This is a genomic window from Robertmurraya massiliosenegalensis JC6, assembly GCF_000311725.1.
Lineage (GTDB): Bacteria > Bacillota > Bacilli > Bacillales > Cytobacillaceae > Robertmurraya > Robertmurraya massiliosenegalensis.
Map to the genome: position 1 here is coordinate 485,349 of NZ_HE978511.1, position 16,607 is coordinate 501,955.

The 16,607-nt window shown below is 37.2% G+C and carries 19 protein-coding genes and 1 other annotated feature; all 19 genes read right to left on the minus strand.

The window, feature by feature from the left end; all coding sequences use genetic code 11:
- Positions 1–22 precede the first annotated feature (22 nt).
- Positions 23–269 (minus strand) — a binding site (T-box leader).
- 42 nt (positions 270–311) lie between these two features.
- The 19 genes from BMSHG_RS02525 to spoVE all read right to left on the minus strand — a co-directional run bounded on the left by BMSHG_RS02525 (position 312) and on the right by spoVE (position 16,575).
- On the minus strand, positions 312–827 hold the full coding sequence (locus BMSHG_RS02525) for a DivIVA domain-containing protein (protein ID WP_019152858.1): 516 nt from the start codon (positions 825–827) through the stop codon (positions 312–314).
- Between the two features lie 108 nt (positions 828–935).
- Positions 936–1,709: a YlmH family RNA-binding protein gene (locus tag BMSHG_RS02530; protein WP_019152859.1), complete on the minus strand. Its 774-nt coding sequence runs from the start codon at positions 1,707–1,709 to the stop codon at positions 936–938.
- Positions 1,710–1,791: 82 nt separating this feature from the next.
- Entirely contained in the window at positions 1,792–2,058 is a 267-nt protein-coding gene (locus BMSHG_RS02535) for a YggT family protein (protein ID WP_019152860.1), read from the minus strand.
- Between the two features lie 3 nt (positions 2,059–2,061).
- The gene (locus BMSHG_RS02540; RefSeq protein WP_019152861.1) at positions 2,062–2,514 is read right to left on the minus strand and encodes a cell division protein SepF; all 453 of its coding nucleotides are present in this window, start codon (positions 2,512–2,514) and stop codon (positions 2,062–2,064) included.
- Between the two features lie 13 nt (positions 2,515–2,527).
- Complete coding sequence (locus BMSHG_RS02545; protein WP_019152862.1) at positions 2,528–3,199, minus strand: YggS family pyridoxal phosphate-dependent enzyme; 672 nt, start codon at positions 3,197–3,199, stop codon at positions 2,528–2,530.
- A complete protein-coding gene (gene pgeF, locus BMSHG_RS02550; RefSeq protein ID WP_019152863.1) occupies positions 3,165–4,022 on the minus strand; it encodes a peptidoglycan editing factor PgeF in 858 nt (285 codons plus the stop codon). The genes BMSHG_RS02545 and pgeF overlap by 35 nt, the downstream gene beginning before the upstream one ends.
- 93 nt (positions 4,023–4,115) lie before the next feature.
- Positions 4,116–4,379, minus strand: a complete 264-nt coding sequence (locus BMSHG_RS02555; RefSeq protein ID WP_019152864.1) for a YlmC/YmxH family sporulation protein — start codon at positions 4,377–4,379, stop codon at positions 4,116–4,118.
- A 131-nt stretch (positions 4,380–4,510) separates the two neighbouring features.
- Complete coding sequence (sigG, locus tag BMSHG_RS02560) at positions 4,511–5,290, minus strand: RNA polymerase sporulation sigma factor SigG (protein WP_019152865.1); 780 nt, start codon at positions 5,288–5,290, stop codon at positions 4,511–4,513.
- Positions 5,291–5,478: 188 nt separating this feature from the next.
- Entirely contained in the window at positions 5,479–6,198 is a 720-nt protein-coding gene (gene sigE, locus BMSHG_RS02565; RefSeq protein ID WP_019152866.1) for an RNA polymerase sporulation sigma factor SigE, read from the minus strand.
- Positions 6,199–6,289: 91 nt separating this feature from the next.
- Positions 6,290–7,222 carry a sigma-E processing peptidase SpoIIGA gene (gene spoIIGA / locus BMSHG_RS02570; RefSeq protein ID WP_019152867.1) on the minus strand — a complete coding sequence of 311 codons (933 nt, stop codon included), beginning with the start codon at positions 7,220–7,222 and terminating at the stop codon, positions 6,290–6,292.
- Positions 7,223–7,500: 278 nt separating this feature from the next.
- Positions 7,501–8,637: a cell division protein FtsZ gene (gene ftsZ, locus BMSHG_RS02575; protein ID WP_019152868.1), complete on the minus strand. Its 1,137-nt coding sequence runs from the start codon at positions 8,635–8,637 to the stop codon at positions 7,501–7,503.
- A gap of 110 nt (positions 8,638–8,747) precedes the next feature.
- Positions 8,748–10,031, minus strand: a complete 1,284-nt coding sequence (gene ftsA / locus BMSHG_RS02580; RefSeq protein WP_019152869.1) for a cell division protein FtsA — start codon at positions 10,029–10,031, stop codon at positions 8,748–8,750.
- Between the two features lie 266 nt (positions 10,032–10,297).
- A complete protein-coding gene (locus BMSHG_RS02585) occupies positions 10,298–10,639 on the minus strand; it encodes a small basic family protein (RefSeq protein WP_019152870.1) in 342 nt (113 codons plus the stop codon).
- Between the two features lie 2 nt (positions 10,640–10,641).
- Complete coding sequence (locus BMSHG_RS02590; protein WP_019152871.1) at positions 10,642–11,370, minus strand: DUF881 domain-containing protein; 729 nt, start codon at positions 11,368–11,370, stop codon at positions 10,642–10,644.
- Between the two features lie 43 nt (positions 11,371–11,413).
- Positions 11,414–12,115 carry a DUF881 domain-containing protein gene (locus tag BMSHG_RS02595; RefSeq protein ID WP_019152872.1) on the minus strand — a complete coding sequence of 234 codons (702 nt, stop codon included), beginning with the start codon at positions 12,113–12,115 and terminating at the stop codon, positions 11,414–11,416.
- Positions 12,093–12,878 (minus strand): cell division protein FtsQ/DivIB, encoded by a 786-nt coding sequence (locus BMSHG_RS02600; protein ID WP_019152873.1) that lies wholly within the window; start codon positions 12,876–12,878, stop codon positions 12,093–12,095. The genes BMSHG_RS02595 and BMSHG_RS02600 overlap by 23 nt, the downstream gene beginning before the upstream one ends.
- A gap of 227 nt (positions 12,879–13,105) precedes the next feature.
- Entirely contained in the window at positions 13,106–14,014 is a 909-nt protein-coding gene (murB, locus tag BMSHG_RS02605; protein ID WP_019152874.1) for a UDP-N-acetylmuramate dehydrogenase, read from the minus strand.
- 76 nt (positions 14,015–14,090) lie between these two features.
- Positions 14,091–15,182: an undecaprenyldiphospho-muramoylpentapeptide beta-N-acetylglucosaminyltransferase gene (gene murG, locus BMSHG_RS02610; protein ID WP_019152875.1), complete on the minus strand. Its 1,092-nt coding sequence runs from the start codon at positions 15,180–15,182 to the stop codon at positions 14,091–14,093.
- 292 nt (positions 15,183–15,474) lie between these two features.
- Positions 15,475–16,575, minus strand: a complete 1,101-nt coding sequence (spoVE, locus tag BMSHG_RS02615; protein ID WP_019152876.1) for a stage V sporulation protein E — start codon at positions 16,573–16,575, stop codon at positions 15,475–15,477.
- Between the last annotated feature and the right edge of the window lie 32 nt (positions 16,576–16,607).

Below are 16,607 nucleotides of genomic sequence, written 5' to 3' on the forward strand. Positions count from 1 at the left end.
ACAAAAAAACCCTCTCATCCCCAAAAGGGACGAGAAGGTTTAAAATCCCGCGGTACCACCCTAGTAGATAGAAAAACTATCCGCTCTATGTTCGTAACGTGAATAACTCGCCTATGCCTACTTATTTCCTGAAGGAACCTTCAAAGAAATTGTTCAACTAGGTACTCAAGGGTGATTTCCAATTTTCCGTCTACGTCGAACTCTCACCATCTTCGACTCGCTACAGTAAGTTTATGAAAAATTGTACTTGTCCCTCTCATTGTATGAAATATGTTTTATTTTCGTATTATATTCTCTTTTACCGCTAAACGTCAAGCCATTGAATCTTCTTCTTCAGCAGATTTCAATTCAGCTGCATCAATCTCGTACTGTAAGAGGTGATCCCAATCATCATTATTGAGAAGATCTAATTGAGCCTCAATGAGCATTTTAAAGCGTGTCCGAAATACTTTTGATTGCTTTTTTAAATCCTCAATTTCTAAAGCAATCTTTCTGGCCTTTGATAAAGACTCATTGACTATTCGATCAGCGTTTTTCTCCGCTTCTTTTATAATCAGCTTCGCTTCCTTTTGCGCATTGCGTTTAACTTCCTCAGCTGCTTCTTGGGCCACAACAATCGATTTATTTAATGTTTCTTCTATATTAGAAAAATGGCCTAGACGAGTTTTCTGATCATTTAATTTTTCTTCTAATTCCTTTTTCTCACGGATAATAATTTCATAATCCTTAATGACCTGGTCAAGAAATTCATTTACCTCATCTTCATCATAACCTCGGAACCCTTTATTAAATTCCTTGTTATGTATATCTAAAGGTGTTAATGGCATGAAGGCCACCTCCATATTTCTGTATAGTTAGTATGTATATACAAGCAATTATTCGACATTTATTATCTTTTTCCTGCATCATTTGTAAAAAAATTTAGGCAAAGATCATCATTTTTGCTTGCCGGCAACGATTCGCCACTTATCTTTTTTTGTTTTTCCTTCAATGGCAATTAATTTTAAGCGACCAAAACCTCTTACAGATAGGATATCAGCCATCCCACATTCAAAGGAAGGATTTTCAATCATTGTCCAGTTAACTTTCACCCTTTTACTTCTAATTAATTCTTGTGACTTCTGCCGAGAAAGATTAAGCATTGCAGCTAAAACGGTGTCTAACCGAAGAGAAGAAACAGTTGAGGTCAATTCTTGCCATTGCTCTTCCATGGTTAATCCTTCTTCTAAAGGTAAGGCTTTTAATGTAACTGAAGCTTTCCCAATTTGGGTAAGCTGCAATGTCACATAATCACAAATTTCTTCTGCTACCAAAAATTGAATTTGCTCATCGCGAATGAGAATATCACCAAATTTACCTCTTTTCAACCCTAGAGACATCAAACTTCCTAGAACTTGTGGATGCTCAATGGTAATGAATTTCACTGGATATTCTACTTCAATTAAGCGAATCTGAAAATCATCTTTTCCTACTTGCATGTAATCTGGATAGATGAGAGCCCGCATACGTTCATTACTTTCTTGTCCACCAAAAAAAGCAACTTGAATTTCAGACTGACTTCCTGCAATTGCCTGGACAATCTGTTGCTCTCTCGGATCGAGAAAATCGGTTAACTTGGAGCTATACGTTTGTTCAACATATTCCATCCATTGCAAAGCCAGATCGATGAATTCTCTTTCTTCGATGCGAAAATGCTGATAAATATTCATGTCATCACCTGGAGTTAATGAAAAAAAGGGGGATTCGTACAAGCCCCTTTTACATCTTCATATGAGTATTTGTTCAAGCTATTTAAATGATCCAAGAGTAAAGCTGCCACAATCCATTTGTAGCAAATCGCAACACCAAGATAGCGACAATTGGTGAAATGTCGATCATCCCAAGCGGTGGGATAATTCTACGAAAAGGATCTAAATAAGGTTCGCATATTCTTGCTAAAAATTGTCCAATGGCTGACTCTCTCGCATTAGGAAACCAAGAGAGCAAAATATAAATAATTAACGCCCATGAATAAATGGAAATTAGTTGAACCAAAATACTAAAAATCGTTGTAAGCAACCACTACCACCTCGTATCTTCATATTCCGTTTCTTGTAAAATTTGCGATATGCTTCCAGAAACCTCTACGTTGTCAGGTGTACAAAGGAAAATATCGGTTCCGATTTTTTGGATGTCTCCCCCTATAGCATACACAGTACCACTTAAGAAGTCGACTATTCTCTTTGCTTGTTCACGATCAATTCTTTGTAAATTGACAACAACTGCGCGGCGATTTTTCAATTGGTCAGAAATATCTTGAGCTTCTGCATACACTCTAGGCTCCACAAGAACCACTTTCGATGCAGATGATTTTTGCACACTTTGCAAGCTCACTACATTTTGCTTCTGAGTAGCTTGTTGATGTTTTTGGGATCTAGCCGGTGGTGCAGATTGCTCCTCATACGGCTCTTCATTTTCATAATCATATTCATCGTCTAGGAAAAAAAATGTTTTGAATTTTGATTTTATACTCATGTTTTTCACCTCTTTATTCACCGACTAATGCGGTACCAATTCTAATCATTGTTGCTCCTTCTTCAATCGCGATTGTAAAATCATTAGACATTCCCATGGAAAGCTCATGACAAGGAGCATATTCTAATTTTTGATTTTGAATTTCCTGTTGTAACTCTTTTAGTGTGCGAAAGCAATGTCGTAGCAACTTTTCGTCTTGAGTAAACGGCGCCATCGTCATTAAACCAACAACCTCTATATTCGAATAATCACCTAATTGTTGAATGAATGAGAGTACTTCATTTGGAACTAGACCATGTTTTGATTCCTCTTCCGATGTTTTTACCTGAACAAGGCATTTGATCTTCCTTTTAGCCCTTTTATCGATTTCAGCAGCTAGAGATACTCGATCGAGCGAGTGGATAAAATCAACCTTATCAATAATGTTCTTTACCTTTCGTGACTGAAGAGTACCGATGAAATGCCATTTCGGCTTGTCCCCAAGAACCTCCCATTTAGCACTTAACCCTTCTTCACGGTTTTCACCTAAATGAGTAATTCCTGCATCAATCGCCTCTTTTGCTCTCTCAATAGATACATATTTTGTAACAGCAACAATCTTAATTTCTTTAGGATCACGATGAGCGTGGTGACATGCTTCATGAATTTGTTCATTGATTGCTGCTAAATTGTCTGTTACTTTCATCGATTGTTTTAATATCCTCCTTCCAACCTATAAATCCTAACATACGACCGGTCTTTCCTTCATCCCGTCGATGTGAAAAAAATTGTTCTTTATGACAACTTGTGCAGAAATTCGATACTTGAATATTCTCGGCTGGAATTCCTGATTGAAGTAAGATTAAACGATTTAATTCCTTAAGATTCAGATGATATTGATTGTCATTAATTAAATTATATGGTTTTTCTTCGACATCTTCTAGTATATTTTGAACTAAATCGATAACTCGATCATCAACAATATAACATTTTTCGCAAATGGCAGGCCCGATCACAGCGAACACCTCATCGGCAGTGATCTGCTCGGTATGAAACAACTGCATCATTTCCTTCCCGATTCCTTTCACGGTCCCTTTCCAGCCAGCATGGGCGATTCCAATTGCATGATGTTGCGGCGCATAAAAATAGAGTGGAACACAATCAGCAAAACAAAGAGTGAGCAAAACACCAGACTCTTTTGTAAAAAAGCCATCTGTATGCTTAAAGGAATCTTTGTATTGACTGGCACCTTTTCCTCTATCTTGCTTTTGAATGTTTACAATCTGTATATCATGGGTTTGTTCAGCACCAACCCAATTTTCCAATGGAAAATCAAGCAATTGAGAAACTGTCTCACGATTTTGGCAGACTGTTTTTATGTTATCTTCTACATGGAATCCTAGATTTAACGATAAAAAATCCTCTGAACTCTCTCCCCCATTTTTACTTGTGAATCCCGCAACAAGAGAATCAGATCGCCAACCTTCAATCAAATAAAATTGTTCATTCCTTAAAAAGAACGGCTCCATACTTCAATACCTCATGTTGTTTTTTTTAGTTTAACATAGATAACTCTGAGGTCACAGTATAAAATGGCTTTTCTGCCAAAGCTTGCTTACTTTCTATTCTTCAAGATATTTAATTTCTGGAATATCCTTATAACGAACTAATATGACATCCTCACCAATTTTTAATATATTCTTCCACGAAATCGTTACTTCTTCATCTTTCCCAAAAAAGCCCAGAACCTTACCGGCACCCGTTATAATGATCGCTTCAATTTTACCTGTTTTTAAGTTAATATCAATATCTCCAATGTTCCCAAGCTTTTTTCCATCTGATATATTGACAACATCTTTCATTTGAAATTCAGATATTCTTATCATGGATATCAACTCCTACGATTTCTCCTTCTATGTATATGAAACAAGGTGGGCAAATAATGAACAGAATCGGAAGGAGGCGGAAAAAGATTAAATCGCAGCAAAAAAGCCGCCTATTTTGGCAGCTTCTTTGCTTAGCTTTGTATGTTTTTATTCATTTGTTTAATGGCTGCTTTTTCTAAACGGGATACTTGTGCTTGGGAAATGCCAATTTCTTCAGCAACTTCCATCTGCGTCTTCCCTTGGAAGAAGCGCTTCCTTAGGATTAGTTTCTCCCTCTCATTTAATCTTCGCATGCCTTCCTTTAGAGCGATTTCTTCAATCCATTGAATATCTTTATTTCTTTCATCACTTAATTGATCCATCACATAAATAGGATCTCCCCCATCATTATAGATTGGTTCAAATAAGGATACTGGGTCTTGAATTGCATCTAAAGCAAAGACAATTTCCTCATGCGGAACATCGAGAACCTTCGCAATTTCTGCCGCTGTTGGTTCCTTTGACGTTTCACTCATTAGTTTCTCTCGTACTTGAAGTGCCTTATAAGCGATATCTCTTAATGAACGAGAAACACGAATGGGATTATTATCTCTTAAATAGCGCCGAATCTCTCCAATGATCATCGGAACAGCATAAGTAGAGAATTTGACATTTTGACCTAAATCAAAGTTATCAATAGATTTCATAAGACCTATACATCCTACCTGAAAGAGGTCATCAACAAACTCGCCCCTATTATTAAAACGCTGAATCACGCTTAATACTAGTCGTAAATTTCCATTAACGAGTTTTTCACGTGCGGAAATGTCCCCACTCTGCATTTCTTTAAATAGCTTTCTCATTTCATCGTTTTTAAGCACTGGAAGTTTAGATGTGTCAACACCGCAGATTTCAACTTTATTTCGAGTCAATTCTTTTCCCTCCTCACAGGAGTTGCTGTACAAAAAACAGTATCTCCTTGAGAAGGAAAAATATGCACTTTCGATCAGGACAAGGAAAAGCGAAAAAGAGTCATTATCCTCAGAAAACCTTTTCCTAGTAGTGTTTTATTTTAAAAATTTCCCCCTTCAACCTTTAGATGTTTTTTAATTCGAATTATTCACACCATTTTATTAAATTCTTTCTTTAATCTTTTAATAATTCGTTTCTCTAAGCGAGAAATATATGATTGAGAAATTCCCAGCATATCTGCTACATCTTTCTGTGTCTTTTCTTCACCGGTTCCAAGTCCAAAACGGAGCTCCATAATTTGTTTTTCTCGATCGGATAGCTGGTGCAATGCTTTTAATAATAATTTTTTATCTACAGTCGCCTCAAGATTTTTTGTAATAATATCATCCTCTGTTCCTAGAACATCAGATAAAAGCAGTTCATTGCCATCCCAATCGATATTAAGTGGTTCATCAAAAGATACTTCTGAACGAATTTTATTATTTCTTCTTAAGTACATAAGAATTTCATTTTCGATACATCTTGATGCATATGTAGCGAGCTTAATCTTCTTTTCAGGATTAAATGTATTAACCGCTTTGATTAAACCAATGGTTCCAATGCTAATCAAATCTTCAATATTAATCCCTGTATTTTCAAACTTTCTTGCAATATAGACAACTAAACGTAAATTCCGTTCAATTAAAATAGAGCGCGCAGCCATATCTCCATTTGGGAGCTTTTGTAATAATAGCTCTTCTTCTTCTTTCGTTAAGGGAGGAGGGAGAGCTTCGCTTCCACCTATATAATAGATTTCATCCGTTTTAATTCGTAATTTGATTAATAGTTTGTACCAATAGTAGGATAAGCGAAGTTTCAATCTTTTCATCTGTTGTCCTCCTTCTAAATTATGTTTATTTTTTTTTAAAGCTGTTTTGTTTTCATAACGCAACATACTCAATCATTCAAGAGTAAATATATTAACTCACTTTCGATGAACTCTTACTCTTACAACTTGTTAACATCTTAGGATGGACGATGCACCTAAAGGCATCGTCAGAGGATAGCTCCTGAGTAGTAAATGAAACCAAGCCTTTATCTACTAACACTACTTCTCCTCCCGTTTCAATTAAAATTTCATCTGGTTTAACGGCGATTATTAATTGATGCTCTTGTCCGACTACCTTATAAGGAATAATTCTCAAATTAAAATTCACATCCGATTCCAATTCTATTTCACCTAATATAATTCTTTCTGCATCTGTCGCCAGCTTTGTTATTTCCTCAGGTAATTCCATTAGATTTTTTATTGAAACAAACATAACAGGCATTTTCGAAATTGGATCATATAATTGATTCCCATTATCTACAAGCCCTTTGATCTTCATATTGGAGTTACCTAGTTTAACCGTGACATCAACGATCTTCTCATACTGAATTTTTGTCACTTCAATCCTATCAATGCTCGTCTTGGAAAAATGCCATGCGAGCGGAAACCCGATTAGAACAAAAAGCCAACTAATCGGATCACCAAACCCTTTTATACTACCTAATGCCACATTTGAAGCTAAATTAAAGTCAAATTGGATAAAGTAGTGAGTACCGATTAGAGCCCCTCCAGCAAGAAATGTCACTAAATAAAGGGTAAATACACCACTTAGAAAGTAACGTAATCGCTTATAACCAAAAGCGGTAAGAATCATAAGGAAAGAAAAAAATAATTTGGTCATCGGATGGACCGAATAGGCATTTAATGGCGTAATCGATAATAAAATAATGAATGAACCAATCAACCCACCGAGCAATAACCTATATTTTTGAATCTTCCTCTTCAAAATGATAGCTGTTAAAGATAAAAGAAGGGTATCGAACAGAAAATTTAATGCCCAAATGACATCTAAATAGATGGTCAACTGCTCTCCCCCTTTTCTCTATCACTAAGGTAATTCTCATTTACTGTTTCTCTACTAATCTGTTACGAAAAAGTATAGCGTACATTGATGATGAAAGTGTGTCACTTCATGAAATAAAAAAGCAGTAATTTTCACATATTCGTTCGGATTTTGTCAGTTTTTCTTATTTTCACATTGGATAATTTGCAAGCATCTTAAGAGGGAATATTGATTCGCAATTTTTGACGCAAAAAAAGCATGACCCATTTTCGGATCATGCTTTTTCCTTCTTCTTGCAATTATCTTCTACGATTGCGATTTCTTAAAAACGTTGGAATATCTAGAGCATCTTCTTGTTGGCTTACTGTTCTTGTTGGCTCTGGAACTTCCTCTTCTCTTCTAACCTCTCTACGTGGTTTTTCAAAAGAGTTTGTTGGTTTTGCTTGATTTACTGTTGGGCGGAATGATTTTGGCTGAGCAACTTCCTCATTAAAACCTGTTGCAATGACCGTAACGACAATTTCATCTTTCAAATCTTCGTTAATTACGGATCCGAAAATCATATTCACCTCTTGGTCAGAAGCTGTTGCAACAATATCAGCTGCCTCTTGAACTTCGTATAAGCTTAAGTTAGAACCACCTGTAATATTCATGAGGACACCTTGTGCACCATCAATAGATGTTTCTAATAATGGTGAAGAAATAGCTTTCTTCGCCGCTTCTGCTGCACGATTTTCACCAGCAGAAACACCGATTCCCATTAGTGCTGAACCTTTATTCGACATGATCGTCTTCACATCAGCAAAATCAAGGTTAATAAGTCCAGGTACTGCGATTAAGTCAGAAATACCTTGTACCCCTTGACGCAATACATTATCGGCTTCTCTGAATGCTTCAAGCATTGGTGTGCTCTTATCAACAATTTCCAACAATCTATCATTCGGGATTACGATTAATGTATCAACGGCATCCTTCATCGCTTGAATACCGCCTGCCGCTTGATTTTGACGCTTTCTACCTTCAAAGGTAAAAGGACGTGTCACAACCCCAACGGTTAAAGCTCCTAATTCACGAGCAATTTGGGCAATAACTGGTGCAGCACCTGTACCTGTTCCGCCACCCATACCAGCCGTCACAAAGACCATATCAGCACCACTAAGGACTTCCTCAAGCTGTTCTTTGCTCTCTTCTGCTGCCTTTTTTCCAACTTCAGGATTTGCCCCAGCACCAAGACCTCTGGTTAGCTTTCCTCCTATTTGCATTTTCACTTCTGCTTTTGATAGATTTAAAGCTTGAGCGTCTGTGTTTACAGCAATAAACTCAACACCCTGAACCCCATGTTCAATCATTCGGTTCACTGCATTGTTACCGCCGCCACCTACGCCAATTACTTTTATCGTCGCTAATGAATCTAAATTAGTATCAAATTCCAACATGACAAATCCTCCTAATTCGTCGATATTCCTGATAGCACTATTTATCCCGCCTTCTACAAGTAAGTTTTGTTTTACTTGAAGCTATCGTTTAAGCTGAACATAACTTTCAGCTATTCAAAAAAGTAACCAAGGAATTTCTTCACTCTTGATGTCATTTTTTCTTCAGGTTGTTTTTCCGTTTTTGCTTTTGGTTGTGTTTGTTTTTGAACACGTTTTTCCTTTGGTTCTGAAACGATTGCTTGACTATTTAAACTTCTCCCCTGCACTTTTGCGTTTTTATATGCAAATTTGATAAGTCCCACTGCTGTCGTATAGAGTGGTTCCCGAACACCAATATAATCAGGAATAGCAATACGAACTCGATTTTGAAAAATAACTTGAGCTAATTCAAGAATGCCTTGAGTATTAGCGACTCCACCTGTTAATACATAGCCTCCAGGCAAATCATGTACACCGAGGCGTCTAACCTCTGCTTGGATCAATTCAAAAATCTCTTCCATTCTTGCCTCTATAATATCAGCAATTTCTAACTGATTAAACTGTTGATGCTGATCACTACCGATAATTGGTACGCTAAAAGCATCTTCTTCAGAAGCATGATCATAATAAGCATGTCCATGTTTAATCTTAATTTTCTCCGCATCCTCGGTAGAGGTACGAAGTCCTATCGATATATCTTTTGTAATATGGTCTCCACCAACAGGAATGACTCCTGTAGCCTTTAAATTACCGTTTTCAAAAACAGCGATTGTAGTGGATCCCCCACCAATATCGACAAGGGCAACTCCAAGATTTTTCTCATCTTTTGATAAAGCAAATGCCCCTGCTGCTAATGGTTGAAGAGTGATATCTAAAATTTCTAAACCAGCTCTTTCAACACATCTTAACGTGTTATGTAGGATTGTTTTAGAACCCGTAATAATGGTTCCTTCCATTTCTAACCGAACACCAATCATCCCTCTTGGATCCGTAATTTCGTCAAGTCCATCAACGATAAATTGTCTTGGTATAACGTCAATGATTTCCCGTTCAGGTGGGATGGAGACAACTTGGGCAGCATCAAGAACTCTTGCTACATCATCATTAGAAATCTCCCGGTTGTCACTTGAGACCGCCACTACACCATGGCACGGTTGTAGGAGTACGTGATTACCAGTTACTCCTACAATCACTTGACTTATTTCCATTCCAATCATTCTTTCAGCTTGCTCTACCGCCCTATTAATAGAATGAACTGTTTCATCTATATCAACAATAGAACCTTTTCTCAAGCCTTCAGACTTTACGTTACCAACTCCAATAATATTCAAAGCATCATTGACCATTTCACCAATGATAACTTTTACACTGGATGTACCGATGTCAAGACTTACATATATGTCGTTGCTGTTCATTCTCACTGGCACCTCCTCTTAAGCGATTCAATTTTCTCGAACAACAATACTATCCCATCTATATTTCTTTCTCTTGATTATATAAATGATCAACCGTTGGCCGTCCATTAAAGAGAAGAAACACATCCCTATTTTATAGATAGACTGATTTGTGCTCCTCATTAGAAGTAATATCATCAAAGAAAAACAGCTTATCTATAAAATTATTCGGCAAAATTAATATTTTCCCTTTTAATAAATTGAATTTTTTCTAATTTTCTTGTTGACTATTTTTTAGACCATTTTGTGATTAAAATTCTTCTTATGACAGCAATGTTTTGAAACAGTCTTACACCAAATGCAAAAACCGCTGCTAAGTACAAGTCTACACCAAGATGCACACCTAGAAAAGCTAAACTTGCAGCCAAAGCAATATTAAAGAAAAAACCAGAGACAAATACCTTTTCATCGTAAATATTTTGCAAGTGCGCTCTGATTCCACCAAACAATGTATCTAAAGCTGCAAGGACTGCAATCGATAGGTAATTGGAATATTGATCAGGGATACTAATGTTGCTCATAAGCCCTAAAACAACACCTACAACTAGCCCCAATACCGGAAGCCACATTTCTAATTGCCTCCTTTATCCGATTTCACTGATTCTATATTTCTAATTCTAATGGAGTCTTCATACGCTGGAATAGAAATATTAAGTTGAGGCTCTACTATTGTCATTTTCAAATTATCGATAAAGAATTCCTCGATTGCATTGGAAACGAGCATTCGATTATATAAATTTTTAGCAGTTTTCATATCCTCAGTAATGATTAAAATATCGATGGGGAATTTCCTTAAAGAACGACCGTTAATTTTCGTTTCACCTGCAATTTCCCTAATCACCGTCGTATTGATTACCCGTTGTCCACCAATTGAAACATGCTTTGCTCCATACATATTGACTTCGTTTAATAATCGTCTTAACAATTGCGGAGAAAGCATTTGTTCACTTTGATCAAAAATGAGCGCATTGTCAATAACGTCAATTTCAATTTTCACACCCGGTCCTGTAACATCCGTTAAACCAACTTCTTCCTTCAATTCATCTAACGTTGTCCGCAATGTTTGCTCCTGTCCTTGCTTTCGTTCTGTCTCATAGTTCGCTAGCTTTTCTTCATTCGAGCGTATTTCTTTAATAAGCCGCGATTGTAATTCCATTTCCTTCTGCAACGCTTCCCTTAATTCCCATGTGTCACGGGTGTCTCTGACAACAGGTTTTTGCACAGACTGAAACTGGATGGCTAACATAAATCCCACGATCATCGTGATCAGTGTAAAACTGATTATTTTACCTTTGCCCACCGAATCACCCAACTTTCTATACTTGTGGACAACATTGAAAGTTTTACGAACCTAGAGTTGGTTCAAGTATAATCTCTTCGTTTACCTCTAACTTGAATTCAACATTTTCATTTACAAGCCTGTCCTTTACTCCCCCTGTAATATTCAAGGCAGAAGATAAAACATCTGGTTCACCAATTGCCGTAATCACAAACGGAGCAGGATGAGGATTTCCATCAATCTCTATGACAGGACCGTTGCAAACGATATAAGAGTTGTGCGAAAGTCTCTGTCCGTTAATCGCAACAGCTGTAGCACCAGAAACATACAATTCATTGACAACATTAAAGACATGATGCTCATGTACAAGATAATTATTGATATTGTCGTCATTTGGGTCATATTGACCGTCCGCTAATGTTACTGTAACCCCTTGTCCTTTTACACGAACCTTGCCAAGAAACATTCGATATTTTTCTGCGTCCTCTGCCAGATTAAAAAAGACTTGCTCTTCCTGAGCCAACTCTTCTTCCGTCTCACGAACTTTCTCTTGCTTCTCAATCAATTCTTTTTGGAACTCACGATTTTTTTGCTCTTGAGCGATTAATTGATTACGTAATTCGATGTCTCGCTCCCATTGATTATTCGTTATTGCCTTATCTGTATCATTTTTTTGCGTGAAATGATATGAAAATGCCATGATAAAACCTAAAACTAGACTGACCAACGAGAGAATGACGTGCTTACCCTTCACCTTCAGTTTCATTCTCTTCTTCAGCACCTTCCCATTCATAAGCTTTAAAAAATGATCCAACTTCTAAATCAATAACACCTTTAATTTCTGGATCTAGTTGGCTAACAATAGAAGGATAGTGGGCCATTTTATCAGAAAAGCTTCTTATCGATGCACTTACTTCGAATCCATCATTCATAAATAATTTAATATGATAAGGGTCTGTCTCTTTCGGATCGAGATGAATTTCTGATATGGAGTTTAGTACTTCAACTGGAATTTTATTTAACTCGTCAATCATCGCTTCCATCTCATTCCCTTCTGAAAAAGAAAGAAGAATAGGTGAATTAACAGGAATTGCCCCTGACTGTTCTTCTAAAATATCCCCATTTTCAAGAATCGGTAAAAAGAGGCCATCCTTCATGATATAAGCAATTCGCTTCCATTCATTCAAAGTAATCAAAATATTATTCGGGAACTCAACTGCAACAGTAGCTGATTTCACCTCTGTCAGTTCCTCCAGCTTTTTTTCAACCTCTTTTTCATTAATCTTCCAAACATTCGTATTCTTAGTCAATCCACTTATAGCAACTAGCTTATCTTCAGCATAAGCTTCATTGCCCATAATCTTTATTTTATTTACATGACTTAGCGGTGATTGGAAATAAACGACGCAACTGATAAGTAAAAAAAACAGAAACAAAAGAAAAATAAGGCGTTTATTTGCCTTCCTCCGTCTTTGTTGTTTTAACTTAGGAACGCGATCTTCTAGCGAAACGATCTTCCCTTTTTCCAACCTATTCACCCCGATTTTTCTTTTCCATTTACTTAGTGTTTAAAAGGCTTGTCCAAATCTAGTATTTATATAAATCGAATGGCCCAAGCCGAGCACATATATCATCATAAAAAGAGAAAACAACGGCACGATAACACATGCCGTTATTCCTACTTTAATACATGAATAGGGTTCTATATAGTGTTATATTATACCATAAATATTGGCAGCAAAAGGGGGAAAAAGGACTATTTTCGTCCGATAATTTCTACTTCCGTCTCCATCGTTACCTGATATTTTTCAAAGATCTGGTCCTTCACATATTGAATAAGTGAAAGTACATCTTCTGCTTTCGCACCACCATTATTCACGATAAAATTTCCATGCATCTCAGAAATCTTTGCTCCGCCGATTGAATAGCCTTTTAATCCAGCTTCTTCTATAAGCTTGCCTGCGTAATTTGGTAAAGGATTTCTAAAGATACTTCCCGCACATGGGGAATCCCATGGTTGAGTCACTTTTCGATATTCTTTATTTTTCTTCATCTCAGCAGAAATTTTATCTCTATCCCCTTCAGTTAATTGGAAAATAGTCTTTATCACAATACCCGGACGTTTTTTCTGAAGAACAGAAGTGCGATAAGAAAATTCCATTTCCTCATTCGAGACCCATTCTAACTTCCCGTCTTCGAAAAGGATCAGTGCCTTTTCAAGGATTTTTGAAATATCTGATCCATGTGCCCCTGCATTCATGTATACAGCACCGCCAACCGAGCCAGGAATTCCACTTGCAAACTCAAGTCCGGATAAGCCTTTTCTACTGATTTGGGTAGCTAGCGCAACGAGAGAGTATCCCCCGCCAACCGTTATCTTTGTTCCGTCGATTTCAAGTTCATTGATCCCCATTCCTAGCTTTATGACGACCCCTTCAATTCCTTGGTCTGACACAAGAAGATTGGATCCTCTACCAATCGCTCTCCAGTTTACGTTATATTCACGAATAAGCTCCATCGCAAGTTGTAAGTTTTCAACGGATGAAGGTTCAACAAAAAGGTCAGCAGGACCACCAATTTTTATCGTAGTGTGATTAGCTAATGGTTCGTTTTCCTTCACTTTTCCTACGTTTTGTTCACTCAATTTAGCGCTAAGTTCGATCATCTTAACCTCCCTTTCATGCTTTTAGTTAATTCAATATATGTGTGTTGAGAAATTTTGATTTATGTTTCACCGTTACTTAGCGAGTCAGTTCCTCCATAACGTTATAAAGACGTTGTGCGGCATCCTGAATACCAAGTTCCTTAGCAGATTTTTTCATTGACATTAATTGCTTCTCATCCATTAAAATACGATCTATTTCTTCCACTAATTTTTTACTCGTCAATTCTTTTTCTAATAGTAGTTTTGCTGCACCACGATCACTTAAAGAGCGTGCATTTTTCTCTTGATGATTATTCGTGACATACGGGCTTGGGATGAGAATACTAGGAATCCCTAACGACGTTAATTCTGCTAATGTCGTTGCTCCTGCACGTGAAACAGTCAAATCAATCCCAGCTAATACTTCTGGCATATTATGGACAAACGGTTTAATGACAACATTAGCAGGATTTCCAACTAACTCCACCTCTTTGAGGACTTCGTTATAGTGGACATCACCTGTTATGTATAGTATTTGATACGGTTTACTACCGAACTCTGAAAGTGATTTAATCACAGCTTCGTTTATCGGTCTAGCTCCGCGACTTCCACCGAAGATCAAAACAGCTGGTTCACCAGTTTTTAGACCGACCGACAATCTACCCTTCACACCATCTTGCCCTAACACTTCTGAAGCGCGTGGATTTCCAGTAAAGACGACTTTTTCATTTGGAAAAAAATTCTTTGCCTCATCAAAACAGATGGCTATTTTATTGACGTAACGACTTAAAAATTTATTCGTCAATCCTGGGACGCTATTTTGCTCGTGAATAATTGTTGGTATGCCAAGCTTTGCAGCTGCATACACAACAGGTCCACACACATAACCACCAGTACCAATGACTACATCTGCTTTAAATTCCTTGAGCATCTTTTTGCTATCGGAAACCCCTTTTATAAATCGGTAAATGGTTTTCATATTATCAAAAGATAGCTTTCTTTTGAATCCAGTTATATGTATGGATTTAAACGGAATATTTTCTCTTGGAACGAGTTTTTCTTCTAAGCCTTTTTCTGTGCCAATATATAGGAACTCAGCTTCTATATTTTCTTTTTGAATTTCTCGAATTAAGGCAAGTGCCGGATATATATGTCCCCCGGTACCTCCACCACTAACAACTATTCTCATTTTCTCACCTCTTGGGTATCTTTAAAAGCTGGATCAATAGTAGCTTGGTTTTCACTATTTGGTAAACTCCAGCAAGGGAGAGTGTGTTTTTTGCACTTTACCCATTCTACTATATTATCAAGAATCATGAGATAACAACATGATAATGTTATTTATTTTTAATGTTATCGTCATAATTGTGCATTCATTATCATTTTACTAAATTGTAAGCTAAATATCTAATTGTAGCCTAAATAGAAAGAAGCCCTGAAAACAGGGCTAATTTGAGGTTATACTATTGTTTTGATTGATACTAATATCTCGAATGACGACTTATATTTAGAAGCACTCCGATTGCAATGAGCATCAGTGTTAAGGAAGAACCACCATAACTGAGGAAAGGTAAGGTTATTCCCGTTACAGGCATCAATCCTGTCACAACACCAATATTAATCATGACTTGGATGGCAACCATGGCAATAATCCCAACGGCTAAAAAGCTTCCAAATAAGTCAGGGGCCCCTAGGGCAATTCTTATCCCTCTCCACAAAAGAAGGGCAAAAAGCAACAGAACAAAGGAACCACCAATGAAACCAAGTTCTTCTGCTAAAATCGCAAAGATGAAATCGGTCTGAGGTTCAGGTAAGTAAAAAAACTTCTGTCTACTCTGACCAAGTCCTAAGCCAAACAACCCACCAGGACCGATCGCATATAAGGATTGGATAATTTGGAAGCCACTATTTTGCGGGTCTGACCATGGGTCTAAAAATGACGTGATCCGCTGAATACGATATGGCGCTGAGATAATCAGACCGACGAATCCTAACAGTCCTATCACACCTAAGCCAACAAAATGACTGATTCTTGCACCTGCTACAAAGATCATGACGATACAAGTACCTACCATGACAGTGCCTGTCCCTAAATCAGGCTGTAGCATAATCATTCCGAAAGCGAGAAATACTAATCCTAACGAAGGGAATAGCCCCTTTTTTAATGATGTAATATTTTTTTGATTCATTGATAAATACTTTGCCAAAAATGCAATCATGGCCAACTTCATAAATTCGGATGGCTGAACGGAGAAGGCTCCAACTCCTATCCAACTCCTCGAGCCGTTTCGAACATTTCCGATCCCAGGAATGAGAACGAGCACTAACAGAACAAAACAGACAATTAAAATAACTTTTGCAAATTTTCTCCATGTCCAGTAATCAATATTCATGATAAAAAACATAGCGAAAATCCCCACCCCTGCAAAAAGCATTTGCCTTTTTGCAAAGAAAAAAGAATCACCGAATTTATAATCAGCCCAAATCGCACTGGCACTATAAACCATGATTAAACCTAGAGCAAGTAAAGCAAATGTCACGAGCAAAAGAATAAAGTCAGGAGTAGATCTTTTTGTTGGCAATTTATCCACCTCGAATGCAAGTTTAAAGGGCC